This window comes from Streptomyces sp. NPDC044003 (assembly GCF_056435185.1).
This window is the reverse complement of sequence record NZ_JBWKFA010000018.1, coordinates 1-26,004: the sequence shown is the minus strand read 5'-3', so window position 1 is coordinate 26,004 and position 26,004 is coordinate 1. Positions and strand designations below refer to the sequence as shown.

At 71.1% G+C, this 26,004-nt stretch carries 25 protein-coding genes and 2 pseudogenes; 8 read left to right on the top strand and 19 right to left on the bottom strand.

Annotated elements, in window-relative coordinates; genetic code table 11:
• Positions 1–10 precede the first annotated feature (10 nt).
• Positions 11–1,378, bottom strand: coding sequence for an NAD(P)-binding domain-containing protein (locus tag AC07AW_RS38985; RefSeq protein ID WP_478820203.1), 1,368 nt, complete (start codon positions 1,376–1,378; stop codon positions 11–13).
• 194 nt (positions 1,379–1,572) lie between these two features.
• Here AC07AW_RS38985 and AC07AW_RS38980 point away from each other — a divergent pair, with 194 nt between their 5' ends.
• Complete coding sequence (locus tag AC07AW_RS38980) at positions 1,573–1,935, top strand: ArsR/SmtB family transcription factor (protein WP_478820291.1); 363 nt, start codon at positions 1,573–1,575, stop codon at positions 1,933–1,935.
• Positions 1,932–2,435 (top strand): N-acetyltransferase family protein, encoded by a 504-nt coding sequence (locus AC07AW_RS38975; protein ID WP_478820202.1) that lies wholly within the window; start codon positions 1,932–1,934, stop codon positions 2,433–2,435. The genes AC07AW_RS38980 and AC07AW_RS38975 overlap by 4 nt, the downstream gene beginning before the upstream one ends.
• Before the next feature lie 6 nt (positions 2,436–2,441).
• Here AC07AW_RS38975 and AC07AW_RS38970 read toward each other — a convergent pair whose 3' ends face one another.
• The 5 genes from AC07AW_RS38970 to AC07AW_RS38950 all read right to left on the bottom strand — a co-directional run bounded on the left by AC07AW_RS38970 (position 2,442) and on the right by AC07AW_RS38950 (position 5,312).
• Positions 2,442–2,963 carry a DinB family protein gene (locus AC07AW_RS38970; protein WP_478820201.1) on the bottom strand — a complete coding sequence of 174 codons (522 nt, stop codon included), beginning with the start codon at positions 2,961–2,963 and terminating at the stop codon, positions 2,442–2,444.
• Positions 2,964–2,973: 10 nt separating this feature from the next.
• Complete coding sequence (locus tag AC07AW_RS38965; RefSeq protein WP_478820200.1) at positions 2,974–3,297, bottom strand: hypothetical protein; 324 nt, start codon at positions 3,295–3,297, stop codon at positions 2,974–2,976.
• Positions 3,294–3,416 (bottom strand): hypothetical protein, encoded by a 123-nt coding sequence (locus tag AC07AW_RS38960; protein ID WP_478820199.1) that lies wholly within the window; start codon positions 3,414–3,416, stop codon positions 3,294–3,296. The genes AC07AW_RS38965 and AC07AW_RS38960 overlap by 4 nt, the downstream gene beginning before the upstream one ends.
• A gap of 93 nt (positions 3,417–3,509) precedes the next feature.
• Positions 3,510–4,886, bottom strand: a complete 1,377-nt coding sequence (lysA, locus tag AC07AW_RS38955; protein WP_478820198.1) for a diaminopimelate decarboxylase — start codon at positions 4,884–4,886, stop codon at positions 3,510–3,512.
• 9 nt (positions 4,887–4,895) lie between these two features.
• Complete coding sequence (locus AC07AW_RS38950; RefSeq protein WP_478820197.1) at positions 4,896–5,312, bottom strand: SAV_915 family protein; 417 nt, start codon at positions 5,310–5,312, stop codon at positions 4,896–4,898.
• 414 nt (positions 5,313–5,726) lie between these two features.
• Here AC07AW_RS38950 and AC07AW_RS38945 point away from each other — a divergent pair, with 414 nt between their 5' ends.
• Positions 5,727–6,098: an SAV_915 family protein gene (locus tag AC07AW_RS38945; protein WP_478820196.1), complete on the top strand. Its 372-nt coding sequence runs from the start codon at positions 5,727–5,729 to the stop codon at positions 6,096–6,098.
• Here the strand turns inward: AC07AW_RS38945 and AC07AW_RS38940 are convergent.
• From AC07AW_RS38940 to AC07AW_RS38930, 3 genes are all read right to left on the bottom strand, one after another.
• Positions 6,054–6,476, bottom strand: coding sequence for a hypothetical protein (locus AC07AW_RS38940; RefSeq protein ID WP_478820195.1), 423 nt, complete (start codon positions 6,474–6,476; stop codon positions 6,054–6,056). The two genes, AC07AW_RS38945 and AC07AW_RS38940, sit on opposite strands and share 45 nt — an antisense overlap.
• Positions 6,477–6,791: 315 nt before the next feature.
• Positions 6,792–7,052, bottom strand: a complete 261-nt coding sequence (locus AC07AW_RS38935; RefSeq protein WP_478820194.1) for a hypothetical protein — start codon at positions 7,050–7,052, stop codon at positions 6,792–6,794.
• A 6-nt stretch (positions 7,053–7,058) separates the two neighbouring features.
• Positions 7,059–7,370, bottom strand: coding sequence for a hypothetical protein (locus AC07AW_RS38930; RefSeq protein WP_478820193.1), 312 nt, complete (start codon positions 7,368–7,370; stop codon positions 7,059–7,061).
• Positions 7,371–8,151: 781 nt separating this feature from the next.
• On the opposite strand from AC07AW_RS38930, the gene AC07AW_RS38925 reads away from it, so the two are divergent.
• Together AC07AW_RS38925 and AC07AW_RS38920 are read left to right on the top strand one after the other, a co-directional pair.
• Positions 8,152–8,877 (top strand): dienelactone hydrolase family protein, encoded by a 726-nt coding sequence (locus AC07AW_RS38925; protein ID WP_478820192.1) that lies wholly within the window; start codon positions 8,152–8,154, stop codon positions 8,875–8,877.
• A 58-nt stretch (positions 8,878–8,935) separates the two neighbouring features.
• Positions 8,936–9,277 (top strand): DUF1330 domain-containing protein, encoded by a 342-nt coding sequence (locus AC07AW_RS38920; RefSeq protein WP_478820191.1) that lies wholly within the window; start codon positions 8,936–8,938, stop codon positions 9,275–9,277.
• 40 nt (positions 9,278–9,317) lie between these two features.
• Here the strand turns inward: AC07AW_RS38920 and AC07AW_RS38915 are convergent, their stop codons facing one another.
• The 9 genes and pseudogenes from AC07AW_RS38915 to AC07AW_RS38875 all read right to left on the bottom strand — a co-directional run.
• Positions 9,318–11,231, bottom strand: coding sequence for an NAD-binding protein (locus AC07AW_RS38915; protein WP_478820190.1), 1,914 nt, complete (start codon positions 11,229–11,231; stop codon positions 9,318–9,320).
• 316 nt (positions 11,232–11,547) lie between these two features.
• Positions 11,548–12,612: a hypothetical protein gene (locus AC07AW_RS38910; protein WP_478820189.1), complete on the bottom strand. Its 1,065-nt coding sequence runs from the start codon at positions 12,610–12,612 to the stop codon at positions 11,548–11,550.
• A 132-nt stretch (positions 12,613–12,744) separates the two neighbouring features.
• Positions 12,745–15,282: a DUF4118 domain-containing protein gene (locus AC07AW_RS38905; protein WP_478820188.1), complete on the bottom strand. Its 2,538-nt coding sequence runs from the start codon at positions 15,280–15,282 to the stop codon at positions 12,745–12,747.
• Positions 15,283–15,335: 53 nt separating this feature from the next.
• Entirely contained in the window at positions 15,336–16,037 is a 702-nt protein-coding gene (locus AC07AW_RS38900) for a response regulator (RefSeq protein ID WP_478820187.1), read from the bottom strand.
• Positions 16,038–16,141: 104 nt separating this feature from the next.
• Complete coding sequence (locus AC07AW_RS38895) at positions 16,142–16,816, bottom strand: potassium-transporting ATPase subunit C (RefSeq protein ID WP_478820186.1); 675 nt, start codon at positions 16,814–16,816, stop codon at positions 16,142–16,144.
• 6 nt (positions 16,817–16,822) lie between these two features.
• Positions 16,823–18,967 carry a potassium-transporting ATPase subunit KdpB gene (gene kdpB, locus AC07AW_RS38890; RefSeq protein ID WP_478820185.1) on the bottom strand — a complete coding sequence of 715 codons (2,145 nt, stop codon included), beginning with the start codon at positions 18,965–18,967 and terminating at the stop codon, positions 16,823–16,825.
• Positions 18,964–20,628 (bottom strand): potassium-transporting ATPase subunit KdpA, encoded by a 1,665-nt coding sequence (gene kdpA / locus AC07AW_RS38885; protein ID WP_478820184.1) that lies wholly within the window; start codon positions 20,626–20,628, stop codon positions 18,964–18,966. Before kdpA ends, kdpB (AC07AW_RS38890) begins: the two co-directional genes overlap by 4 nt.
• Positions 20,629–20,636: 8 nt before the next feature.
• On the bottom strand, positions 20,637–20,726 hold the full coding sequence (gene kdpF / locus AC07AW_RS38880) for a K(+)-transporting ATPase subunit F (protein WP_116162779.1): 90 nt from the start codon (positions 20,724–20,726) through the stop codon (positions 20,637–20,639).
• A 313-nt stretch (positions 20,727–21,039) separates the two neighbouring features.
• Positions 21,040–21,297 (bottom strand): annotated as a pseudogene (locus AC07AW_RS38875) (sensor histidine kinase); the annotation flags it as partial.
• A 423-nt stretch (positions 21,298–21,720) separates the two neighbouring features.
• Here AC07AW_RS38875 and kdpB (AC07AW_RS38870) point away from each other — a divergent pair.
• Together kdpB (AC07AW_RS38870) and AC07AW_RS38865 are read left to right on the top strand one after the other, a co-directional pair.
• Positions 21,721–23,862, top strand: a complete 2,142-nt coding sequence (kdpB, locus tag AC07AW_RS38870; protein ID WP_478820183.1) for a potassium-transporting ATPase subunit KdpB — start codon at positions 21,721–21,723, stop codon at positions 23,860–23,862.
• A gap of 137 nt (positions 23,863–23,999) precedes the next feature.
• A complete protein-coding gene (locus tag AC07AW_RS38865) occupies positions 24,000–24,782 on the top strand; it encodes a GNAT family N-acetyltransferase (RefSeq protein WP_478820182.1) in 783 nt (260 codons plus the stop codon).
• Positions 24,783–24,840: 58 nt separating this feature from the next.
• On the opposite strand, the gene AC07AW_RS38860 is transcribed toward AC07AW_RS38865, so the two are convergent.
• On the bottom strand, positions 24,841–25,593 hold the full coding sequence (locus tag AC07AW_RS38860; protein ID WP_478820181.1) for a DUF4118 domain-containing protein: 753 nt from the start codon (positions 25,591–25,593) through the stop codon (positions 24,841–24,843).
• A 200-nt stretch (positions 25,594–25,793) separates the two neighbouring features.
• On the opposite strand from AC07AW_RS38860, the pseudogene AC07AW_RS38855 reads away from it, so the two are divergent.
• Positions 25,794–26,004 (top strand): annotated as a pseudogene (locus AC07AW_RS38855) (amino acid transporter); the annotation flags it as partial.

Here is a 26,004-nt window from a genome sequence, read left to right as displayed (position 1 = left end):
GCGAGGGCGGTCAGCAGCCGCCGGAGGTGGCCGGGGAGCCGACGCCGAGCTGGATGAGGGCCGGGGCGGGAGCGCAGCAACCGCCGCCGTCGGACTGGTTGCCGGCGGCCGGCTGGTCGAAGAGGCCGGCGCCGCCGCAGACCCCGGTCTCGGGAAGGACGAGTTCGACGCGCTCGGCGGACTCCCGGTCGCCGGCGATGGCCGCGACGACGGAGCGGACCTGCTCGTATCCGGTGAGCGCGAGGAACGTGGGCGCGCGGCCGTACGACTTCATGCCGACCAGGTACACCCCTTCCTCCGGGTGGGAGAGTTCCTTCACTCCGTGCGGGTAGACGGTGCCGCAGGAGTGCTGGTTCGGGTCGATCAGCGGAGCCAGCTCGACCGGCGCTTGGAGGCGTTCGTCCAGGCCCAGGCGGAGCTCGTCGAGGAAGGTCAGGTCGGGGCGGAAGCCCGTGAGCACGATGAGCTCGTCGACCGGGTCGAGGCGGCGGCCGTCCTCCGCGACCAGGACCAGCCGGTCGCCGTCCCGCTCGATCGCGTCCGTACGGAAGCCCGTGACCGCATCCGCGTGCCCCTCGTCGACAGCCGCCCTGGCGGCGAGGCCGAGGGCGCCGCGGGCGGGCAGCTGGTCGGCGGTGCCGCCGCCGAAGGTGGAGCCGGAGATCCCCCGGCGCAGGATCCACACCGCCTTCGTCCCCTCCTCCTCCCGGGCCAGGTCCGCGAGCGACGCGAGCGCGGTGAAGGCGGAGGCGCCGGAGCCGATCACGGCCGTCCGCCTGCCCGCGTAACGGGCCTTGACCGCCGGGTCCTCGAGGTCCGGTACGCGGTAGGAGATCCGGTCGGACGCCGCGCGCTCGCCGAGCGCCGGGAGCCCGTCGCCGCCGGCCGGGCCCGGGACGGACCATGTACCGGAGGCGTCGACGACGGCGCGGGCGAGGATCCGCTCCTCGCGACCGTCCGCGTAGGTGACGTGGACGGTGAAGGGCTGGGTCTCGCGGTCGGCGTCGACGATCCGGTCGCGGCCGACCCGGGAGACACCGGTGACGCGGGCGCCGGTCCGTACCCGCTCGCCGAGGACGTCGGCGAGCGGCTGCAGGTACTGCTCGGCCCAGTCGCCGCCGGTCGGGTACGTCTCCGCGGCGGGCTTCACCCAGCCCGTCGGCGCGAGGAGCTTCTCCGCCGCCTGGTCGGTGACCTCGCCCCAGGTGGAGAAGAGCCGCACGTGCGACCATCCGCGCACCGCCGCACCCGCCTGCGCCCCGGCCTCCAGGACCAGCGGCTCCAGACCGCGGTCGACGAGGTGGGCGGCAGCGGCCAGACCTGTCGGGCCGGCCCCGATGACCACGACGGGCAGCTGCTCGGTGGCGGTGGCGTTCATGACGATTCCCCTCGTACTTCGACATCCATCGATCTCTCGTTGGCCTCAGCATGGCACTTGCATCGATAGGCGTCAACATAGACATCCATCGAAACGGCGGGGCTGTTCATCGACCATGTCGGCGCCGCCCCCCTTCACCGTTCAGCGCCCTGGGCTCCTGGTTCGACATGTGTCAACATAGACGCATGTCGAATGTGTCGAACGTGGAGACGCTGCCGCTGCTGGAGCCCGTCGTCGAGCCCTGCTGCCCGCCGCTGGCCGAGCGGCCGCTGACGGCCGAGGAGGCCGAGCGGACCGCGGTCATGTTCAAGGCGCTGGGCGATCCGGTGCGCCTGCGCCTGTTCTCCGCGGTCGCCTCGCACGAGGGCGGCGAGGCGTGCGTCTGCGACATCTCCGACGTCGGCGTCTCCCAGCCCACGGTCTCCCACCACCTGAAGAAGCTCAGGGAGGCCGGGCTGCTCTCCTCCGAGCGGCGCGGCACCTGGGTCTACTACCGCGTCGAGCCGGCCGTTCTCGCCGCCATGGGAGCTCTTCTCACCAAGGCCGCCGCCGCATGACCGCCGCGTCCACCGTCGTCGTACCGCTCACCGCCGACCACGCCGACGAGGTCGTCGCGATCTACCAGGCCGGGATCGACGAGGGCAACGCCACCTTCGAGACGACTGCCCCCACCTGGGAGCAGTTCGACGCCGCCAAGCTGACCGAGCACCGCTTCGCCGCCCTCGACGAGACCGGGCGCGTGCTCGGCTGGGTCGCCGCCACCAAGGTCTCCGACCGGTGCGCGTACGCCGGGGTCGTCGAGCACTCGGTCTACGTGCACCCCGACGCCCGCGGCCGGGGTGCCGCCTCCGCCCTGCTGAAGGCACTCGTCGGCTCCACCGAGGCCGCCGGAATCTGGACGATCCAGTCCGGCATCTTCCCGGAGAACGCCGCGAGCCTCGCCGTGCACCAGCGGGCCGGCTTCCGGGTCATCGGTACCCGCGAGCGCATCGGCCGCCACCACGGCGTCTGGCGCGACACCGTCCTCGTCGAACGTCGCAGCCCCCACATCGACTGACGAGCGTCAGCCGCGCTCTCCGAGGGTGAGCTGGCGACGGTGGAAGTCGAAGTGCCGGGTGGGATACCGGTAGAGATCCGCGAGGGTCATGAAGTCCTTGAAGAACGGGTCCCACCGGACGGGAAAGTGCATGCCCCGCGCCAGGTCACGCTCGGACTCCCGCGCGAGGCGCCGCTCCAGCGAACCGGTGATCCGGTCGAACGCGGCGCCCGTCCTCCGGGGCCCGCACACCTTCACCGCCCCGCGCGGCCCGAGGTAGTTGACCACGTCGAAGGGCCGCGTCCCCGCGTCGAGCACCCGCGCGAAGCCCTTGCCGACGCTTCGGGGCAGCCGGCTGAAGACGCGTACGAGGAGCAGCAGGGCGCGGGTGACGAAGTAGCCGAAGAGCATGTGCCACAGCAGCTGACCGTTGTTCCACCGGGTGCCGTCGGTCGGGCGGTCGAGATCGGCCGCGGTGGCTTCGCCCAGCAGGTCATGGAACGTCTGGCGCGCCCTCGCGTAATCGTCGAACACGGCCTGTCGATCCATGACCCTTCCTTCAGGACTCCTCGCTGCCGGCGAGCACCCGCCGCAGCGTCTCGATGTCGGGAGCTCCGTCCGTGCGCCCCTCCTCGTCCCGGTACAGGCGGCAGGACACGCTCGGCGTCACACCGGCAACGGCGAAGGGGTCGACACCGTTCACCAGAACGGTCGGCGAGCCGGTCATGCCACGCCGAACCGCCTCGCCCTCGTCGTTCACCTCGACGAATTCCACGTCGACCGCCGCCTCACGGCCGGCCAGCGCGGCTGCCAGCCGCTCCCGCACGAGGGAGGCGTGGGGACAGTCCGGCACGGTCAGAACAGTGACTCGCGTGACGCTCATGAGGCCGACTCGATGCTGGGGCGGATCATGCCGGGGCGGATCATGCCGGGCTCGACGCGACCGGACCCGTAATCGGCGCGCTCGCGGGCGCTCCGCAGAGTGACGACGAGAGTGGTCATCGTGCCTGCTGCTCCTGGTAGACCTCGTTCGTGGTCTTCCAGTCTTGGCTCGACCTCACCCCCAGGGCAAGCCTTCGGCGTCGTACGGGATCGTCAGAGGCCGACGTCGCGGCGGTTCATGTCGTCCTGGGACTCGCGGCGCACGAGCGTGCGGGCGACGCCGCCCGCCACGGCGACGACGGGCGGGCGTCCCACCATGTTGTAGCCGGACGCCATGGACAGGTGGTACGCCCCGGCCACGGGCACGGCGAGCAGGTCGCCGGGGTGGACGTCCCCGGGCAGCGCCGTCTCGTCGGCCAGCACGTCGCCCGCCTCGCAGTGCCGCCCGACGACCGTGACCAGGCGCGCCGCCGCCGTCGAGCGCCGCCCGATCAGCCGGGGCGCGTACCGCACCCCGTACAGCGCGGGACGCGGGTTGTCGCTCATTCCGCCGTCGACGGCGACGAAGGTGCGGGACCCGGTGCGCTTGACCGCGAGGACCCGGTAGACGCAGATCCCGGCGGGGCCCACGACCGCCCGTCCGGGCTCGACGGTGAGCCGGGGCACGGTCAGGCCCGCCCCGGCACAGCCGTCCCCGAGCTCGGCCCGGACGCGCGCCGCGAGCACGGGCACGCTCAGACTGTCCTCGCCGGGTCGGTACGCGATGCCGTGCCCGCCGCCGATGTTCAGCTGCCGGAATTCGACCCCGTGCCGCTCCTTGATCCGTGCCATGAGGCCGAGCATGCGCCGCACCGCCGCCACGTACGGCTTGACGCCGGTGATCTGCGACCCGATGTGGCAGTGCAGTCCGACGAGTTCGAGGCGCGGCTGGCCCAGGACCCGGGCGACCGCGTGCAGGGCGGAGCCGTCGGTGACGGACAGACCGAACTTCTGGTCCTCCGTCCCGGTCCGCACCTTCACGTGGCCGCCGGCTGCCACACCTGGCACGACCCGCAGCATGACCCCCTGGCGGGACCCCTGCGGAACGATCGCGGCGAGACGCGCTATCTCCGAGGTGCTGTCGACGACGATGCGCCCGACGCCGAGGCGCACCGCGCTCTCCAGGTCCTGGGGGCTCTTCGCGTTGCCGTGCAGCACGATCCTCTCCGGTGGGAAGCCCGTGGTCACGGCGAGGGCGATCTCGCCCGCGGAGCACACGTCCAGGCCCAGTCCCTCCTCCCGCACCCAGTGGGCCATGGCCCGGCACAGGAACGCCTTGGCGGCGTAGACGACATCGGCGTCGGGAAACGCGGTGCGATACGTACGGCACCGCTCCCTGACCTCCTCTTCGTCCAGGACGTAGACAGGCGTGCCGAACCGCTCCGCGGTCTCGGTCAGCGACACCCCGCCCACGCGGAGGTCACCGTCCCGCCCGGGGCGGGCGGACCGCGGCCAGATCGACAGGCCGTCGCTGTCCCGCCGGTCCGGTGCGGACCCCTGGGGTGACGAGCCGGGGGACGGCGGGACAGGGGATGTGACGAGTGTGGACATGACGCCTCCTCAGCCGATCACGAGGTGGAGCGACGAGACAGCGGCGGCAGCGCCCACCACCCGGAGGGCACCGATGTGCTGCGGGTCCCGGTCCCGGTCCCGCCAGGAGTCCTCCCCGTCAAGGGCCTTCGGGGCGGCCGGAGCAGGGGCGCAGTAGCGCGGATCCACGGTGAGCGCGGTGACACCGAGGGGCTCGGCGAGGGAGCGCAGGGCCTGCTCGGAGAGCCGGATGGCGGGGTGGTCCGGGCCGAGAGCGGCGGCGAGCCGGGCTTGCGAGGTGAAGCCGACGGCCGTCCGGCCGCCGAGGGGCGTGCGGAAGAAGCGGGCACGGCAGCCCGCGGGTCCCGACCGGACAGGGACGTGCAGAGGTCCGGCCGGGCCTCGTTCGGAAGGCTCGGGGTCCTCGGAGTGCTCGATGTCGGTCACGTCAGTGCCTCTCGGAGAAGACGACCTCGCGCCGGCCGGTCGGCCGTGCGCACCCCGGTGAAGGTATGCCCGTCGGCCCGGTACCCGGCGACCGCGCTGACGGACCCTTGACGGGGAACCCGGCAGCGGTAACGCGCCCCTGACGGACATGGCCGGCACCGACCCGTCGGGCCACCGTCGGGCTTGTCCCTGCGGCGGGCGGGTCCCGCAGACGTACCGCGAGGAACGCAACACCGTGGACGGGACGGAGCGGAGTCAGCAGCCCGTATGGACTCGCGCGGTCGTCGTCAAGGCCGCGTCAAGGCCTGGCCGGAGGGAGGCGGGGACGGGGATAGCTTCGGTGTTCCGCTCCGGGGCCGCCTCCCCGCTTCCCCGGGGCGCGAGCCGCCGTCACCGCATCCCCAGGAGGGCCCCATGTGCTTGTTCCGGTACGAGGAAGACCCCGAGCCCGAGGAACGGATCCCCGCCGTCCCGCTGTACGTCCCCGTCCGGGCAGGCTCGGCGCAGATGGCCGTACGGATGTTCCGCACCCCGCTGGGCACGCGCACCGCGGTCGGTTTCACCGACCCGGGGCGGCTCGTCGCGACGCTCGGCCCCGGGCAGCCGTGGATCCGGCTGTCCGAGGCGGTACTGCGGTCGCTGACCGAGCCCTTGGGTACGACTCTGCTGACCGTCGACCCGACGCTCACCGCTCCCGCGGTAGCGGACGTCTCGGACGGTCGCCCCGGGGAGCGCTCCACGTCACCCGCCACCCTTCCGCGGGACAGCGCCACTCGGGTCGCCTGAACAGCCGACACCGACGACGGCCGGGCCGTCGGCGTCGAACGCGAGCGGTTCCCACGTCCGCAGCGGATCCGCCTCCAGCAGGCGCATGGTGATGTCGGCGTGCCCGACGTAGTCCAGGTGGATGTGCGCGCTGGTCAGGTCGCCCTTGCAGTCGCAGCACTTCACGCGGGTGTGCCTGTCGCAGACGGCCGCCTGGAAGCGGGCCTTGAGGTCGGCGTCGACGCGGACGTTGAGGTTGCCGGTCTCCAGGCCGGTGTTCCGGCGGGCCCGGTGGGCGCCTGCGGCCGGGGAGAACGTGGCGGCGGCGTGCTCTCCTCCACCGTTCACCGGATCGCGTTCGTCCTGGACCGGGAGGAGGCCGTCACCGTCGACGGCCACGTCGTCCCCCTGCCACCGTCGCCCAGTTCGTCGCCTGCGAGCTCGTTCGCGACGACATCCCCCGCTACCGCCGCACCCTCCAGCTCGCCAGCTGACCTGGGCACGAGGGATACGACGAAGGCCACCGCCCCGAACCAGGGTGGTGGCCTTCAAAGTTCACAGATATTACGCACGCGCGGCGTAGCGGAAAGGCTCGCCGGCGGGCCAGGGGCATGACCCCGAGGTCGGTGAACGGGCGGACCGCAGGGGCACAGGCCGCCAAACGGCCACTCAGGGCCGCGCGGCGGCATCTGCTCCCCGTCGCGAACCGCCCTCTCAGCCCTGCTTGGGGGCAAGTGCCCGGGTGTCTGTGTCGACGCGGTAGTTCTCGACCACGTCGGTCAGGCGCCTGACGACCTCCTGGGGGTCACCTTCGGCGCTGACCTCCGGAACATCCAACTCCGTCACGCGCTCACCCGCCTGCGGCACGAGGCTCGCCACCGGTGCACCGGGAGGAGACGCCACGAGGGCGGAGATGAATCCCTGCTCGTCGTGTACAACAGAAACGCGCATGCCGAATCCCTCCAGCGAACTCAAGTGCGGTCAGGCGGTGTTACGGGTGAGGTAGACGGTGTAGGACTTCACGGTTCCCTGCCCGCTGAGCCCGCTGTTCCTCGCCTTCGCCCAGAGGTAGGACTGGACATTGCCGATGTCCCCGGAGCCGATGTCCTTCTTGCCCACCGAGACGTCGTCAAGTGTCAGCCAGTAGAGGGTCTGGCGGAAGTCGGTGACCGGGTGGGCGGACAGGGTGAAGGTGCCCTGGCTGAAGAAGGGATCAGGGCCCCACGTCAGGTCTCCCCGGTATCCAGGGGGCAGGTTCTGGACGACGTAGTAGGAAAACGTCTGAGTTGCCATCGCTTCCTCCTGAGTGCGTGGACGTCCGGATTTGCGCACGTCGCCGTTCCCAGAGTTCCGCCACCCTTGTTCCGAGCGCCGTCTACACCCGCCGCCCGAGGCACTCGCGATCGAGCCCTCTGTGCAGCCGAACTGCTGGCCGCGACGTTTACCTCCCCTTTCCACGGTGATTCCAATGGCCCGATGCCGCAAGTCGATCCGGCTGATGCGGGCTTGCACCGGCCGGAGAGGGGCATGACCCCGCTGGGGGTACGCCCGGGCGGGGAGCGGCTCCGCCTCGACCGCGCGCCGCAGCTGCTCCATCCGCGTCGGCCACGGAGACCATCCGTACCGGCCGGCCATCACCAGGTTCAGCGCGGTGACGCCCTTCGTATACGCCACCCGCACCCCCTGCGGCCGCAGCGTCACCCCGGGCGGACCCGCCGCCGACGCACGCGGCGTCACCCACAACGCGGACCGGGCCGTCCAACGGCAGCGCCTCCACCACCCGCTCCCGGGCATCCAGCCACTGCCGCAACGCGACCCGGGTCCCCTCCCGCAGCGCGCACCACTCCACCTCCGGCAACGGCTCCATGAGTCGTCATCTGACTTGGCCGTGATCGCATCGCCTTCGCGTCTAGCGGGCAGGTTCGTGTACCTCCGCGAGGCGCTGACCTGTCGTCAAACAATCGCTTGCCGCCAGGCGGCCGACGCGTCCGGGTGATGGAGTCGGGACAGGCCGCTGTCTGCCATCGGTGAACACCACCCCGAGCGGGCGCACCGGTCATTACCGTCCAGTCGCATGACGACGATCACGACCCGTACGGTCGAATACCCGGCTGACAACCTGACGATGATCGGATACCTCGCGCTCCCGGCCGGTGCGGAGCGCCGGCCCGCAGTCCTGATCGGTCCCGAGGGGATGGGGCTCAGCGATGTCGAGCGCCGCCGGGCCGAGGCTCTGGCCGAGCTGGGGTACGTGGCGCTGGCCTTCGACCTCCACGGCGGACGCTATTTAGAAGACCCAGAGGACATGTTGGCCCGTTGCATGCCGCTGCTCGCCGACCCCGACCGGATGCGAGGAATCGGTCACGCAGCGCTCGACGTGTTGCGTGCCGAACCACGGGCCGACCCCGACCGGACCGCCGCCGTCGGCTACGGCACCGGGGGCGCAGTCGCACTGGAACTCGGTCGCGATGGCGTCGACCTGCGCGCGATTGGGACAGTCAACGCACTGACCACGGGTCGACCGGGCGAGGCGGCACGCATTCGCTGCCCGGTATGGGCCGGGGTCGGGTCGGAAGACCCGATCATGCCGCCCGCGCAACGGGACGCGTTCACCGCAGAGATGCAGGCCGCAGGCGTCGACTGGCGCCTCGTGGTCTACGGAGGAGCCCTTCACGCCTTCCACCACCCAACGGTCGACCACACCGTGCCGCCCGGCGTCGGCTACCACCCACGGCACGCACAGCGAGCCTGGCGTGACATCGTCGCCCTGCTCGCCGAGTGCCTGCCCGTCGCGGATTGATCCGATCGGCTCCTGATACTCAGAGCCTGGCGCGCTTGTCCGAACGCAGAAGGTTTGCATGGCCAAGGGCTATTGGGTCAGTGCCTACCGCACCATTTCCGACCCCGAGAAGCCGGCCGCCTCCAACAAGCCGGCCGGTCCGGCCGTCCAGGCCGGGGGCGGGCGGATGCTCGCCCGCGGCGGTCGGGTCGTCGCTCACGACGCCGGAATCGCCGAGCGCACCGTCCTGCATGCGACGGCGTTTCACCACACACCACTCGTGGCGCGACACAGCGACGCCCGGCACCGTGGCGCACGACCAGCGGTGGGCCGGGGACCTCCGGTACGCCGGTTGCTGTGCGGCGGCTCTCCCCACGGCTGCGGACGGTCGGGGCGTGACCTGAGACCGGCCGCGTGGTGACGCCTCCGCTCTCCGGCCGCCGGTCCCCCACCCTCGGTGCTCAGGGCCTACGCCCCGGAGGGTGCGGCTGCACGCCGGTCATCAGGAAGTCAAGGCCCCGCCGGGTCGTCGCGAGGACCACCCGGTCCCCCGCGCGCAGGACCCGCCCGTGCGGCGGACGCCAGTCGAGGCCCTGCCGGTCGAGCCGCAGCCCTGCCAGCGTGTCCATCGAGGACGAGGAGAACCGGGCGCCGGCGGCGCCGACGGCCAGGACGCGCCACTCGTGCTCGCGGAACGCGTCGTGGATCGAACGCCCCTCCAGCTCCGGGTGGCCGGCGACGTCGACCACGGTGAACAGCAGCGAACCGCGCTCGACCGGCATCACCCCCAGCACGTGCCGCCCCATCATCGCCGCGGCGAAGGACGCGGCGGCCAGCGCGGAGACGCTCCGGCTGCGGGTCAGGGCGGCCGGGTACGAGGCACGCATCGTCCGGGAGACGGTGGCCGCGAAGTCGTCGTCGTACAGCCGCATCACCACCCGGATGCGCGGGTTGATCTCACGCGCGGCCATGACGATGTCCAGGTTCTCGCTGTCCTCCCGGGTGAGGACGAGCAGGGACTTGCTCTCGCCTATGCGGGCCTGGTCGAGGACGCCGGGCGCGGCGGCGTCCTCCAGGATCAGGGGTATCCCGAGCTCGCGGGCGAGTGCGACCCCGCGAGCCCGGGGGTCCCGCTCGACGGCCACGATCTTGTGGTCGGTGGTGCCGAGCCGGGCCAGGACCCGTGTGCCGATCTTGCCGAGTCCGACCAGCACGATGTGGTCGCTCAGGTCCTTGGACGGCGGGTGGTTCGCGGAAGCGGTACGGAAGGCCTCGGTGGCGTGCATGGTGGCGGCCACGACCAGCGGGAGGACCGCGAGTCCGACGAAGCCGGCGACGAGCTGGAGGATCCGGCGGGCCGGCTCCTCGTCGGTCGCCGGGTCCCCCATGGTGAAGATGTCGAGCAACGGCAGGTACACGGCCTTCCACAGCGGGACGTCCACGACGAGGGCCGTCACCACGGAGAGCAGGAGCACGATCGCGGCCAGCGCCCCGTAGACGGCGGTGACCTCCTTGGAGACGAAGACCTTCCACGGCAGGTGGGTCAGATGCCCGAACAGCAGATCCCGGTAGGCACGGGAGGCCCTCGGTGTTTCCGGGGCGTGGTGGTGGGTGACCTCTTCGAGCATGAGCCGGCCGTGGGTGAACTGGCGGTGGTACGCCGTGCGGGTGTCCGGCAGCAGCAGGGTGCCGTTCTCTCCGGGCGTCTCCGCGCTGTCCTCGCTCGCCGGGTCGTCCTGGTGAGCCCCGGACAGCACGGCAAGGGTGGCCAGATCGGTAGGCCTGCCCGGGGCCCCGGCGGGGCGTACGACGCCTCGGAAGACCTTGCCCTCGACCTGGAGCGTGTGGCCTTGTCCGACGGCGGCGGCCGAGACCAGCTCCGGCACGGCGGTGTCGGTGTCGGAGAGGACGGTGGTGGAGGCGTCAAGGGACGCGTCGTCCGTCTGCCCCGCGACCTCGGCGGCGCGGTCGAGGAGCCGTTCCAGATGACGCCCTCGCTCGCGGTTGTACATGCGGATGACCAGGCGTACGGCCGGATTGAGGCTGCGGGCGAGGAGCGCGGCGGTCATGTTGACCTGGTCGTCGCCGTACGTCAGCGCGAGCGCGGCGGCCCGCTCGACCCCGGCCGCGCGCAGGGTCTGCTCGTCGGGCCTCGCGGACACCAGCAGCTCGACCGGCGATCGGGGGTCACGATGCAGGTCGGCGATCTCCGCCCCGTACGCGTCGCGCCGCGAGGGCAGGACCACGGTCACCGTCTCGCCGCACACGGCGTCGAGTTCGACGGCGAGACGGTGGGCGAGACCGTCGTCGCCGCAGATCACCATGTGCTGGGAGCGCTGGCCAAATGGCAGGCGCAGATGGATGGTTGACGTCACATGAACAAGATGGCCATTCACCGTGCGCCTGACTCGCTGTCGTACGGGAGTTCGGCGTCAGGGTTTCGTATGGATCGGGTTTCGGATCCCTCGCCCGGAGGTTGCCGTGGCCCGCTCCCCCGTGAAGGTGATGTTGTCCAGCTCCCGGCGGAACTCCCCCGCGAAGACCCGATCCTCGCGGTCGGCCCCGTAACGCACCCAGGTCTCGGCGAGTTTCGCGTCGTACGAGGAGAGGCCGATGTCGCATGCCGACGACGACAGCCCCGGCTCCTGGCCGCCCTCGGCGTGCGGCTGAGCGTCCGTTCCCCCTGCCGGCTCACACGGGGCAGCCGTGGCGGGCCGTCGACTCGGCCGCGAAGTCGGCCAGCGCCTCCTGGACGTCGGCGGGCCGGAGGTCCCCGGGAGCGCTCTGGCCCCCGGCCGGGCCGACCAGCTTGACGTACGCGGTACCGAGGGCGCCCTTGCAGGTGAGGGCGCGCGTGGTGGCGCCCTCGACGCTGCCAGGGTACCGGCCGTCGAGATACATCTCCTGTTCGGCGGAGGCTCCGTAATAGGCGGTCAGCTCGGCGAGGGTCTTGCCCCCGCGCTTCAGCGCGCAGCTCTCGGTCAGCGCGCGGCCGGCCGGCTTCTCGGACACGGTCGTGACGCCCAGCCGGGTCGCGGTCGCGGCGGTGAGCACGTTCCGGCAGGTCCCGGTCGCACGGGCGGGCGGAACATCGCGCCATCCGCTCAGGTCGACGCCGGACGGACGGTTGCCGAGCGCTCCCTCGCAATGGAAGCGGCCGGCCGCGTTCCGGGCCGTCTCCGTGGCGAGCCGGGCGACCTGGAGGAGCTGTTCCTTCGTCAGGTCCTCGGTCTTCGCCATGGCCTCGGTCAGGACCAGGAGGCCCTTGCCCGGCAGCGGGGCGCAGTCGACGAGGACCGCCGCCTCGGGCCGGCTCCGGCCGCCGAACGAGCCGTTCCACCCGTGGCCGAGCGGAGTCGCCGACGCATCCTCCGCAGCACCGCTCGCCCGGTGTGCGGCGACGGGCCGGATCTGCAGCCTCAAGGTGGGCCCCGAGTCCTGTCCGCGGGCCGTGACCGAGCACCACTCCGTGTCGTATCCGACCCATTCACCGGTGTGCCCGCTCGCCTCCAGGTCGGCACCGGCGAAGAACGTCCGGGCCTCCTCGACCGCCAGCGACCCGCGGCAGCTGTCCCCCAGGTCGTCGCCGGACGCCGTGCCCCCGCCGAGTCCGAGCCAGACCGCGCCGCCGGCCGCGGCCACCACCAGGGCGGCGGCGAGCGCCTTCGTTCCTGCCGTGTGCGCCTTCGTTCCTGCCGTGTGCGCCTTCGTTCCTGCCGTGTGCGCCTTCCCCCGCGAGTGCGCTGTCTCGCTCACCGGCACTCTCCCCCTTCTGTCCGCGTCCTCGATGCCCTGCCGGCACCCCTGAAGGACGACTGATCATCACGGTCGTACGGTTCCCTGCCGCGCGGTCATGTCGTCTCGGTCGTACGGTTCCCTGCCGCGCGGTCATGTCGTCTCGGTCGGCGCGTCGGGGTGGAAGGGCGGGGCGTCCCCGTCCATGCGGAGGCTGATGGCCATGGTGAGGCCGCCGCCCGGGGTGTCCTCGGCCGTGACCGTGCCGCCCATGGCCTCGACGAAGCCGCGGGCGACCGCGAGGCCGAGGCCGACGCCCGCGCCGCGCGGGGCGTCGCCGTGGCGCTGGAAGGCGCCGAAGATGCGGTCCTTGGCCTCGTCGGGGACGCCCGGGCCGCGGTCGACGACGCGGAGTTCGACGCGGTCGGCGAGGGCGCTGGCGGCGATGAGGACAGGTGTGCCGTCGGGGCTGTACTTCACGGCGTTCTCGACGATGTTGGCGACGGCCCGTTCGAGCAGGCCCCGGTCGACGACGACCATGGGCAGCGTCTCGGGGATGTCGAGTTCGACGCTGTCGTCGGGCACGCCCACGAGCGCCATCGGGACGACCTCGTCGAGGTCGGTCTGCCGCAGGACGGCGGTGACGGTGCCGGTCTCCAGGCGCGAGACGTCGAGGAGGTTGCCGACGAGGTGGTCGAGCCGGTCGGCGCCCTCCTCTACGTTCGCGAGGAGTTCGGCACGATCCTCCTCCGACCAGTCGACGTCGTCGGAGCGCAGCGAGGAGACCGAAGCCTTGATGCCGGCCAGCGGGGTGCGCAGGTCGTGGCTGACGGCGGCGAGGAGCGAGGTGCGGATCTTGTTGCCCTCGGCCAGCCGGCGGGCTTCCTCCGCCTCGTCGACGAGCCGCTGCCGGTCGAGCACCACCGCCGCCTGCGCGGCGAACGCGCCGAGGACGCGCCGGTCCTCGCCCGGCAGGACCCGGCCGGTCAGGGCCAGTGCCAGGTGGTCGCCCACGGGCATGTCGACCTCCGCGTCCTCGGGGCGGCCGACCGGACGGGTGCCGACGAAGGCGACGCAGGACCACGGCTCGGTGTCGTCGTGACGTTCGAGGAGCGCGACGGACTCCATGGCGAAGGTCTCCCGGAGCCGTTCGAGCAGGGCGTCCAGGCTTGTCTCGCCGCGCAGCACGCTGCCGGCGAGGAAGGAGAGCGTCTCCGCCTCGGCCCGCAGCCGGGCGGCCTGGTGGGTGCGGCGGGCGGCGAGGTCGACCACGGAGGCGACGGAGATCGCCACGCCCACGAAGACGACCAGGGCGACCATGTTCGCCGGGTCGGCGATGGTGAGTTCGTGGATCGGAGGGGTGAAGTAGTAGTTGAGCAGCACCGATCCGACGGCTGCCGAGGCCAGTGCCGGGCGCAGGCCGCCGAGGAGTGCGGCGGCCACGGTCAGGGTGAGGAAGAGCAGGACGTCGTTGGCGAGCCCCATGTCGGGGGTGACACCGAGCAGCAGGGTGAGCAGGACGGGTCCGGCGAGGCCGACGAGCCAGCCCCAGACGGTGCGGGACCTGCCCAGTTTCGTGCGGCGCGCGGCAGGCAGGTTGCGGCCCTTCGCCGCCTCGTCGTGGGTGACGATGTGGACGTCGAGGTCGGGCCCCGACTCGCGGGCGACGGTGGCGCTGACGCCGGGGCTGAAGGCGTACTGCCAGGAGCGGCGGCGGCTCACGCCGAGGACGATCTGGGTAGCGTTGACCCCGCGCGAGAAGTCGAGGAGTCCGGTGGGGATGTCGTCGCCGACGACGTGGTGGAACGTTCCGCCGAGGTCTTCGACGAGGGTCCGCTGGACGGCCAGCTCCTTCGGGGAGGCCGCGGTGAGACCGTCGCTGCGGGCGATGTAGACGGCGAGGACCTCACCACCGGCGCCCTTCTCGGCGAGCCGGACGGCGCGGCGGATGAGGGTGCGGCCCTCGGGGCCGCCGGTGAGGCCCACGACGATGCGTTCCCTGGAGCCCCAGATCTTCGAGACGCGGTGCTCGGTCCGGTACTCCTGGAGGTATTCGTCGACCCGGTCGGCGGTCCACAGCAGCGCCAGCTCACGCAGGGCGGTGAGGTTGCCGGGGCGGAAGTAGTTGGAGAGGGCCGCGTCGACCTTGTCCGGCTTGTAGACGTTGCCGTGGGCCATGCGGCGGCGCAGGGCCTGGGGCGACATGTCGACCAGTTCTATCTGGTCGGCGCGGCGTACGACCTCGTCCGGGACGGTCTCCCGCTGCCGTACGCCGGTGATCGACTCGACGACGTCCCCGAGGGATTCCAGGTGCTGGATGTTGACCGTGGAGACGACGTCGATGCCGGCCGCGAGGAGCTCCTCGACGTCCTGCCAGCGCTTGGCGTTGCGCGACCCGGGCACGTTGGTGTGGGCCAGTTCGTCCACGAGGGCGACCGTGGGCTTCCGGGCGAGCACCGCGTCCACGTCCATCTCCGTGAAGACCGTGTCCCGGTAGGCGATGTCCTTGCGCGGCATCGTCTCCAGGCCGTGCAGCATCACCTCCGTACGCGGCCTGCTGTGGTGCTCGACGAAGGCGACGACGCAGTCGGTGCCGCGCTCCACCCGCCGATGGGCCTCCGAGAGCATCGCGTACGTCTTGCCGACGCCCGGTGCCGCGCCGAGGTAGATCCGAAGCTTTCCGCGTCCCATGGTGTCGTTTCTCGTCGATGTCGGTCAGTGCTGGTACGTGTGCGGGCGGGGCGTCACGCCTCGAACCGGTATCCCATGCCGGGCTCGGTGATCAGATGGCGGGGGTGGGACGGGTCCGCCTCCAACTTGCGGCGCAGCTGCGCCATATAGACCCTGAGGTAGTTGGTCTTGCTGCTGTGACTCGGCCCCCACACCTCCATGAGGAGGCGCTGCTGACTGACGAGGACGCCGGGGTTACAGATGAGGATCTCCAACAGGTGCCACTCGGTCGGCGTGAGCCGGACGTCCCGGTCACCGCGCCGGACCTTCTTCGCCACCAGATCGACCGTGAATCCGTCGGTCGTCACCACGGCGGACGCCACTCCGGCACTGGACCGCGCGTGCCCGGGCGACTCCTCGATCCGGCGGGTGGCCGCCCGCAGCCGGGCGAGGAGCTCGTCCATGCTGAACGGCTTGGTCATGTAGTCGTCCGCACCCGCGTCCAGCGCACGGATCTTGTCCTCCGAGCCGCTGCGGGCGGAGAGCACGAGCACCGGAGCCCGGTTCCAGCCACGCAGCGCCCTGATGAGGTCGATGCCGTCCATGTCCGGCAGGCCGAGATCCAGGAGGATCACGTCCGGTTGCTCGGTGGCCGTGAGGCGGAGCGCGGTGGCGGCATCGTAGGCCGCGTCCACGGCGTACCTGCGCGCTGTGAGGTTGATCGTCAGAGCACGCGCGAGCTGCGCGTCGTCCTCGACGACCAGAACCCGGGTCATCGGCGTACTGCCTTTCGTCGTGAGCACGGCGTCGGATGCGCGTCGGGAGCCGGCAGCCGGGGCGTTCCCGGACTGCCGGCTCCCGTGCGTCGGGCGTAAGGCCATCAGCCCTTGGCCGCCACGAGGCTCTTCAGCGCGATGTTGAGCTGCAGGACGTTGACGCGGGGCTCGCCGACGAAGCCGAGGATCCGGTCGTCGGTGTGGTCGGCGACCAGCTTCTCGACCTGCTGGACGTCGAGGCCGTTCTTCGCCGCGACCCGGTGGACCTGGAGCTTCGCGTACTGGGGGGAGATGTGCGGGTCCAGGCCGGAGCCGGAGGAGGTGACCGCGTCGGCCGGGACGTCGGACGGCTTCACCTGGTGGTCGGCGGTGGAGTTGTCCTTGACGACGGCCGCCTTGGCATCCGTCACCCACGTGATCAGATCCTCGTTGTCGCCGGACCGGTTGGTCGCGCCGGACAGGATGATCGAGTACTGGGTGTTGACGCTGTTGCTGCCCAGGCCGTTGGAGGGGCGCGGCTGGAACCACTTCAGGTCCGGGGCCGCCGTCTCCTCGCCCTCCTTGAGCGGCAGGTTGTAGGTCTGGCCGATGAGTTCGGAGCCGACGACCTTGCCGCTCGCGTCCTTGATCTCGGAGCCGTTGGCCTTGCCGGGGAAGGCGAGTTGGGCGATCCCGGTGACGGCGAGCGGGTAGAGGACGCCGGTGATCACGGTCAGGACGAGCAGGGCCCGGAGTCCGGCCCAGAGCACGCGTCCGGTGTTTCCTACGGAGTTGTTCATAGCCGATCAGCCGATTCCGGGGATGAGGGTGAGGAGCAGGTCGATGATCTTGATGCCGATGAACGGGGCGACCAGGCCGCCGAGTCCGTAGAGGCCGAGGTTGCGACGGAGCATCGAGTCGGCGCTGCTCGGCCGGTAGCGGACGCCCTTGAGGGCGAGCGGGACGAGGGCGATGATGATCAGCGCGTTGAAGATGACGGCGGACAGGATCGCGGACTCGGGCGAGGCCAGGCCCATGATGTTGAGCCTGTCCAGCGACGGGTAGGCCACGGCGAACATGGCCGGGATGATCGCGAAGTACTTCGCCACGTCGTTGGCGATCGAGAAGGTCGTCAACGCGCCCCGGGTGATGAGGAGTTGCTTGCCGATCTCGACGATCTCGATGAGCTTGGTCGGGTTGGAGTCGAGGTCGACCATGTTGCCGGCCTCCTTCGCCGCCGACGTACCCGTGTTCATCGCCACGCCCACGTCCGCCTGCGCCAGCGCCGGGGCGTCGTTCGTGCCGTCACCGGTCATCGCCACGAGCTTGCCCCCCGCCTGCTCCCGCTTGATGAGGGCCATCTTGTCCTCGGGAGTGGCCTCGGCGAGGAAGTCGTCGACACCGGCCTCCTCGGCGATGGCCTTCGCGGTCAGCGGGTTGTCGCCCGTGATCATGATCGTCTTGATGCCCATGCGGCGCAGCTCGTCGAACCGCTCCCGCATGCCCTCCTTGACGACGTCCTTCAGGTGGATGACACCCAGGACACGCGCGCCCTTGTCGTCCTCCAGAGCCACAAGGAGCGGCGTGCCACCAGCCTGGGAAATGGCGTCGGTGACGTCCTGGGCGTCCTCGGCGACCTCTCCACCGCGTTCCTTCACCCAGGCCACGACCGAACCGGTCGCGCCCTTGCGGACCTTCCGCCCGTCCACGTCCACGCCCGACATACGGGTCTGGGCGGTGAACGCGATCCATTCGGCGTGGGCCAGCTCGCCCTGGTGGCGTTCGCGCAGCCCGTATTTCTCCTTGGCCAGGACCACGATGGAACGGCCCTCGGGCGTCTCGTCGGCCAGCGACGAGAGCTGCGCGGCATCGGCCAGCTCGGCTTCGGTGACTCCCCTGACCGGGACGAACTCGGCGGCCTGGCGGTTGCCGAGGGTGATCGTGCCCGTCTTGTCGAGCAGCAGCGTGGAGACGTCACCGGCCGCCTCGACCGCCCGCCCGGACATCGCGAGGACGTTGCGCTGGACGAGCCGGTCCATGCCGGCGATGCCGATCGCGGAGAGCAGCGCGCCGATCGTGGTCGGGATCAGGCAGACCAGGAGCGCCGTGAGGACGATCATCGAGGTCTGCTTGTCGGCGCCCGCGTAGATCGCGAAGGGCTTCAGGGTGACGACGGCGAGCAGGAAGACGATGGTGAGGGACGCCAGCAGGATGTTGAGGGCGATCTCGTTCGGGGTCTTCTGCCGCGCCGCGCCCTCGACCAGGTTGATCATCCGGTCGATGAACGTTTCGCCGGGCTTGGTCGTGATCTTGATGACGACCCGGTCGGAGAGCACCTTCGTACCGCCCGTGACCGCGCACCGGTCGCCACCGGACTCGCGGATGACCGGGGCGGACTCGCCCGTGATCGCGGACTCGTCGACCGACGCCACACCCTCGACGACGTCACCGTCGCCGGGGATGACGTCGCCGGCCTCGCAGACCACCAGGTCACCGATCCTGAGGTCGGTGCCGGGGACCTGCTCCTCGCCCGTCTTCGTGAGACGGCGGGCGACGGTGTCGGTCTTGGCCTTGCGCAGGGTGTCGGCCTGGGCCTTGCCCCGGCCCTCGGCGACCGCCTCCGCCAGGTTGGCGAAGATCGTGGTCAGCCACAGCCAGGCGGCGATCGCCCAGCCGAACCAGTCCCCCGGGTTCTTGACCGCCAGCGCGGTGGTGACGACCGAGCCGACGAGCACCACGAACATCACGGGCGACTTGACCATCACCCGGGGGTCGAGCTTCCTGATCGCGTCCGGGAAGGACGTGACCAGCTGCTTCGGGTCGAACAGACCGCCGCCGACACGGCCGGGGGCCTGGTGGCCCGCGGACAGGTCGTCGTGCGGCACCTTGGCCGCCGTGGCGGTAGACGGCTGATTCACAGCGCCCTCTTGCTTCTTCACGTCGATGGTCATGCCGCGAGCCCTTCGGCGAGCGGGCCCAGCGCGAGGGCCGGGAAGTAGGTGAGACCGGTGATGATCATGATCGTGCCGACCAGGAGCCCGGTGAACAGCGGCTTCTCGGTACGGAGGGTGCCCGCGGTCTCGGGGACGGGCGTCTGCTCGGCCAGCGAACCGGCCAGTGCGAGCACGAACACCATCGGGAGGAACCGGCCGAGCAGCATCGCGATGCCGATGGTCGAGTTGAACCACTGGGTGTCGGCGTTCAGGCCGGCGAAGGCGGAGCCGTTGTTGTTCGCGCCGGATGTGTAGGCGTAGAGGATCTCGGAGAAGCCGTGCGCACCGGAGTTCGTCATCGAGTCCGCCGGCGTCGGCAGGGCCATGGCCAGGGCGGTGAAGCACAGGACCAGCGTCGGGGTGACGAGGATGTAGAGCGCGGCGAACTTGATCTCGCGGGTGCCGATCTTCTTGCCCAGGTACTCGGGCGTGCGGCCGACCATGAGACCGGCGATGAACACCGCGATGATCGCCATGATCAGCATGCCGTACAGGCCGGAACCGACACCACCGGGCGCGATCTCGCCGAGCTGCATGCCCAGCATCGTGATGCCGCCGCCGAAGCCGGTGTACGAGGAGTGGAAGGAGTTCACGGCGCCGGTCGAGGTCAGCGTCGTGGCGACCGCGAAGATCGACGAGCCGCCGATGCCGAAGCGGGTCTCCTTGCCCTCCATCGCGCCGCCCGCGATGTCGAAGGCAGGGCCGTGGTGCGCGAACTCGGTCCACATCATCAGCGCGGTGAAGCCGAGCCAGATCGTGGCCATCGTGGCCAGGATCGCGTAGCCCTGCCTGATCGAGCCGACCATGCGGCCGAAGGTGCGGGTGAGTGCGAAGGGGATGACGAGGATCAGGTAGATCTCGAAGAGGTTGGAGAGCCCGTTGGGGTTCTCGAAGGGGTGGGCCGAGTTGGCGTTGAAGTAGCCGCCGCCGTTCGTGCCCAGCTCCTTGATGACCTCCTGCGAGGCCACCGCCCCGCCGTTCCACTGCTGCGTGCCGCCCGTGAACTGGCCGACCTCGTGGATGCCGGAGAAGTTCTGGATCGCGCCACAGGCGACGAGGACGAGCGCGCCGATCACGGAGATCGGGAGCAGGATGCGGACGGTGCCGCGGACCAGGTCGGCCCAGAAGTTGCCCAGTTCACCGGTGCGGGAGCGGGCGAAGCCGCGGACGAGGGCCACCGCCACGGCGATCCCCACCGCCGCCGAGACGAAGTTCTGTACCGCCAGACCGCCGGTCTGCACGACGTGGCCCATGGCCTGCTCGCCGTAGTACGACTGCCAGTTGGTGTTGGCGACGAAGGAGGCGGCGGTGTTGAAGGCCTGGTCCGGGTCGATGGAGACGAAGCCGAGCGAGCCGGGCAGGGAGCCCTGGACACGCTGGAGCAGGTAGAGGAAGAGGACGCTCACCGCGGAGAAGGCGAGCACCCCGCGCAGGTACGCGGGCCAGCGCATCTCGACGTTCGGGTTCGCACCGATCGCCTTGTAGATCCACTTCTCGGGCTTGTAGTGCTTCTCCGAGGAGTACACCTTGGCCATGTGGTCACCGAGCGGCCGGTAGGACAGACCGAGCGCGACGACCAGGGCGAGGAGCTGGAGGATTCCAGCCAGGACGGGACTCATATCCGTGCTCAGAACCTCTCCGGCTTGACGAGGGCGAGGACGAGATAAGCCAGCAGGCCGGCGGCGACCAGCAGACCGACGATGTTCTCGACAGTCACAGCTTCGCCACCCCCTTGGCGACGAATGCCACCAGCGCGAAGATCGCGATCGTGGTGACGACGAAGGCCAGGTCGGCCATCGTGAGCTCCCGGATGTGAGTGGATGAGATGAGCGGTCCGTCGGACCTCCTAGAGCAAAACCCACTTCAGCCACCACACCGCCGCCGTTGACGTCCCCCTAACGTGCACTGCGGCCGTCTTGACACATCCCGTACGCGGCTGCGTCCCGGAGCTGCCGGCTTCCTCGCCCACCGACCCCTTCAGGAGTCGGTTCGGCTCGTTCCCGGCGCCGTCGTACCCGGTGACGACGAGCTCACCGAACCGTTTCCGCAGCTCCGGCGCTGCCGCTCGTCTCGCGCGTTGGGCAGGGCAGGCTGACGACCATGGTCAGACCGCCGCCCGGGGCGTCCTCGGGGGTGAGTGTGCCGCCCACGGCCTCGGTCAGGCCCCGGGAGAGGGCGAGGCCGAGACCGATGCCCGTGGTGTTGTCGGTGTCGCCCAAGCGCTGGAAGGGCTCGAAGGCCCTTTCGTGGGCGTCTGCGGGAAGGCCGGGGCCGGTCCGTACGGAACGTCCGGCAGGCCGAGGGGACGAGAACGGGCCGGGGTGCCGTTCCAGGATGCGTGTCAGGACTCCGGTGCAAGGAAGCCGTCAGAGCCGGGCCCTCCACCGTCAGAGGGATGTCAACGACCCTCGGATCGGACGGAGTCGGCGACTAGGTTCGTCAACCACCGCTCACCGCCGGGGACGTCGGTGGCCCGACCGTCCTCGGCGCAGGCCGCTCGGTGTCATGCCTCCCATCCGCATGCGCCGAGCGGGAACGGCGTCCTGCCGGTCGCCGTACATCGTCGCTTTCGGCAGGACGCCGGCCCTCTCCCTTCCCGTTCCTCTGTCCGCCCGCCCGTCCGGCGCACCCGGCACCCCCGGCTGCGTCCTGCCGGTCCAGCCGCCGCCCGCCGTCCCGGTCGGCGGCTCCTTCATGAAGGTCCTGACCCCATGCATCCCGCCGCTCCAGTCCAGCAGGCGCCTTCCGTCCCGCCCACCGCACCTCCGCCACGGCGCAGACGCAGCGTGGAGGGCGGGCTGCTCGACCCCGCCCAGATGCTCGGCTCGTTCCCCGAAGCCCTCCGCAAACTGCATCCCCGGCACCTGATCCGCAACCCGGTGCTGTTCGTCGTCGGGGTCGGCTCGGTCCTCACCACCCTGTCCGCGCTCGTCAACCCGTCCGTGTTCACCTGGGTGATCAGCGTCTGGCTGTGGCTGACGGTGATCTTCGCCAACCTGGCCGAGGCGGTCGCGGAAGGACGAGGCCGGGCGCAGGCCGAGTCGCTGCGCAAGGCCCGTACGGACACAGTGGCGCTGCGTCTTCGCCACTGGCGGTACGGGACGGATCTCGACCGGGCCGAGACCGAGGCCGTGGCCGCCACGGATCTGAGGATGTTCGACTTCGTGCTCGTCGAGGCGGGCGAGCCGATCCCGGCCGACGGCGATGTGGTCGACGGGGTCGCGGCGGTCGACGAGTCCGCCGTCACCGGCGAATCGGCCCCGGTCATCCGCGAGGCAGGCGGCGACCGGACGGGAGTGACGGGCGGTACGACGGTGCTGTCGGACCGGATCGTCGTACGGGTCACCTCCCGCCCCGGCCATTCCTTCATGGACCGGATGATCGCCCTGGTCGAGGGCGCCTCCCGGCAGAAGACACCGAACGAGATCGCGCTGAACATCCTGCTCGCCGCACTCACCGTCGTCTTCGTCCTGGTGGTGGTCGCCGTGCAGCCCATGGCCACGTACGCGGGCGCCGCTCCCTCCACCACCGTCCTCGTCGCCCTGCTCGTGACGCTCATCCCGACGACGATCGGCGCGCTCCTCTCGGCCATCGGCATCGCCGGCATGGACCGGCTCGTCCAGCGCAACGTCCTCGCCATGTCGGGCCGGGCGGTCGAGGCAGCCGGCGACATCGACACGCTCCTCCTCGACAAGACGGGGACCATCACCCTGGGCAACAGGGAGGCCGCGGACTTCGTCCCGCTGCCGGGCATCGAGGAGGGCATGCTCGCGAACGCCGCGCAACTGTCCTCGCTCGCCGACGAGACGCCCGAAGGCCGCTCGGTGGTCGTCCTGGCCAAGGAGCGGTACGGGCTGCGGGCACCGGCCGAGGGCGAGCTCGCGAACGCCCGGTTCGTCGAGTTCAGCGCGCAGACCCGGATGAGCGGCATCGACCTGCGCTGGGACAACGGCGCCGTCTGCCACATCCGCAAGGGGGCGACGGCTCAGGTCGTCGCCTGGGTGGAGATGTACGGCGGCCGGGTGCCGGGCGAGGCACGGACGTGGAGCGACCAGATCTCGGCGGCCGGCGGGACTCCGCTCCTGGTGGCCGTCGACGACTGGGACGGCCCGCGCGTCCTCGGCATCGTCCACCTCAAGGACGTGGTGAAGGACGGTATCAGGGAACGGTTCGCGGAGCTGCGCCGCATGGGCATCCGTACGGTCATGATCACCGGCGACAACCCCCTGACCGCCCGCGCCATCGCCCACGAGGCCGGGGTCGACGACTACCTCGCCGAAGCCACCCCCGAGGACAAGCTCGCCCTCATCAGGAAGGAGCAGGAAGGGGGGAAGCTGGTCGCGATGACCGGTGACGGCACCAACGACGCCCCGGCGCTCGCCCAGGCGGACGTCGGCGTGGCGATGAACACGGGCACGTCGGCGGCGAAGGAGGCCGGCAACATGGTCGACCTCGACTCCAACCCGACCAAGCTCATCGAGATCGTCCGGATCGGTAAGCAACTCCTCATCACCCGAGGGGCGTTGACTACCTTCTCGATCACGAACGACGTGGCGAAGTACTTCGCGATCATCCCCGCGATGTTCACCGGCGCCTACCCCGGCCTCGAAGCGCTCGACATCATGGGCCTGCACAGCCCCACCTCGGCGATCACCTCCGCCATCATCTTCAACGCCCTGATCATCGTGGCGCTCATCCCGCTCGCGCTGCGCGGCGTCCGCTACACACCGGCGTCCGCGCACGACCTGCTGCGCCGCAACCTGCTGCTGTACGGGCTGGGCGGACTGGTCCTGCCGTTCGTCGGCATCAAGGCCGTCGACCTGTTCGTGTCGATGATTCCGGGGCTCGGGTGAATCCCCGTCAGAGCGGCATCAGGGAAAGGCCCCCGGCCTTGCCCGGGGATGGGGGCGGCCGCCCCCGCCCGGGGTGTCCGCCCCTCCGCGCATCCGCCCCCATCCCCTGTCCCCGCCCCCTCTCTCCGGAGGTTCTCGTGATCCCTCACTGCGCCCACCAGCCCCCGTCGTCCGCGCGGGTCTTCCCCGTCGGCACCCCCGGCACCGGCGCCCTGGCCGAACACGTTCTCGCCACGGGGCACGGACAGTGGTGGACCGACCGTGCGCTCCGGCCCCGGGTCGTGGCCGTCACGTCCAGCGGTCATGCGCTGCTCGCGGGAGACCCGACCGCCATGCCCCCGGCCGGACTCGCCTCGCTCACCGGGCACTACGTCGAGGCACCGGATCGCTTCCTGCCCGCGCTCGCCGCCGCCTTCGACCGGCTCACTCCGTGGGAACGCATGCTCTACGTCCACCGCGACGCGTCACCGCTCGCTCCTCGCGTGGCGAGGGGCGTGACCGTACGACGGCTCACGGCAGGCGACACGCCCGCGCTCACCGCCCTCGACGCCTCCATGGACTGGATCCACGACAGCTGGGGCGGCCCGTCGGGCCTTGCCACCTCCGGTCACGCCTGGGCCGCTCTCCGCCACGGCCGGATCCTCGCCGTCGCCTGCTCGCGGTTCGTCGGCAGCCGCTTCGAGGACGTCGCCTGCGCCACCTCGCCCGAGGAACGCCGGCAGCACCTCGCCCTCGCCTGCGTGACGCGCCTGACGGCCGAGATCGAGGCCCGCGGCCGCGCCGCGAGCTGGAGCTGCTCCCGGGACGACCGGGCGAGTCGGCTGCTCGCGTGGAGCGCCGGCTTCCGGCTCGGCCGCGAGTACGTCCACTACGCCGCCGGCCCCGTCACCCACGCGTCAGGACTCGCTGCCGCGGCGTAAGCGACACGCCAACGGTCCGGCCACCACACCCGAGGGCGGCCCACGGTGCCGCCATGGTTCAAGCCGGCGTACGGTCCCCGAGCAGAGCGGCGAGCGCGGCCGCGGCCTGCACCGCGAGGTCGGCGGCGACAAGCCGGGCCTCGAGGGACGGCGGCCGGGCATCGTCGCCGGGGGTCAGCAAGAACCTCCCCTGGTAACGCCCCCAGGCCACGGCAGGGAGCTCGATCTCGCCGTCCGGCCAGCCCTGCCGATCCACGTCCCAGATCCAGCCGGGGACCGTCAGTCCTCCGTCGGGCTCCAGCCTCGACAGACCGCCGGCCGGGGCTCCGCGCTCGAACCGGCAGTCCTTCAGTTCGAGCACGTCGATCAGGTCACCGCGGACCCGCTCGACGAACGCGTCGGCCGACACCGGGACCCGGGCCAGGCGCGTGGTGGTGTGCAGTCGTTCCAGGTGCGTGGCGTCCGTCAGCGCCACCGTGCCCAGGAGACGGGCGCGAGCGGCGAGCTGGGAGACGGCGAGACCGACCAGCAGGAGCAGGACGGCGGTCTCGATGTCGGCCCGGTCCTGGATGTGGAAGGTCTGGTACGGCTCGGTGTGGAAGAAGTCGAACCAGGCCGCGGCCGACAGAGCGGCCAGCGCCCCGGCGTAGCGGTTGCCCAGCGCGGACACGGCGACGACCACGACGACGAGCAGCAGCGCCAGATTCGTGTGCGAGACGCTCGTACGCCAGGGCAGCAGCGCGAGCGCCGCCAGGAACGGGGCGAGAAGTCCGGTCACCCATGCGGACGTGTCCCGAAGCGGTGTCCTCACTCCGCCACCTCCTGATGTCGGCACCCCCCATTTGTACGTCTCCAGGCTGCGCCGGGTGTGATGAAGGTGACGCCCGGAGGGGGGATCTTGACGCTTTCCTGACGCGCTGGCCCCTGCCCGGCCGGTTCTCGCTGCTTACGCTGTCCCGGCCGTCCGGGTGACGGCCGAAACCCCTCGTCGAACAGCACCCAGGAGCACCGATGGCCACCCCGATCGATACGCGCACGAGCAGGCTGCGCGCGTGGATGCTGGAGGGCCTGTCCGACATGGGCAAGGGCAAACCCTCCCGGCCCAAGGAGGCCGCCCCCGACGCGGGGCACAAGGGCCAGCGCTGGTGGCGGGTGATGTGCCTGACGGGTGTCGACTACTTCTCGACCCTCGGCTACCAGCCCGGCATCGCGGCCCTGGCCG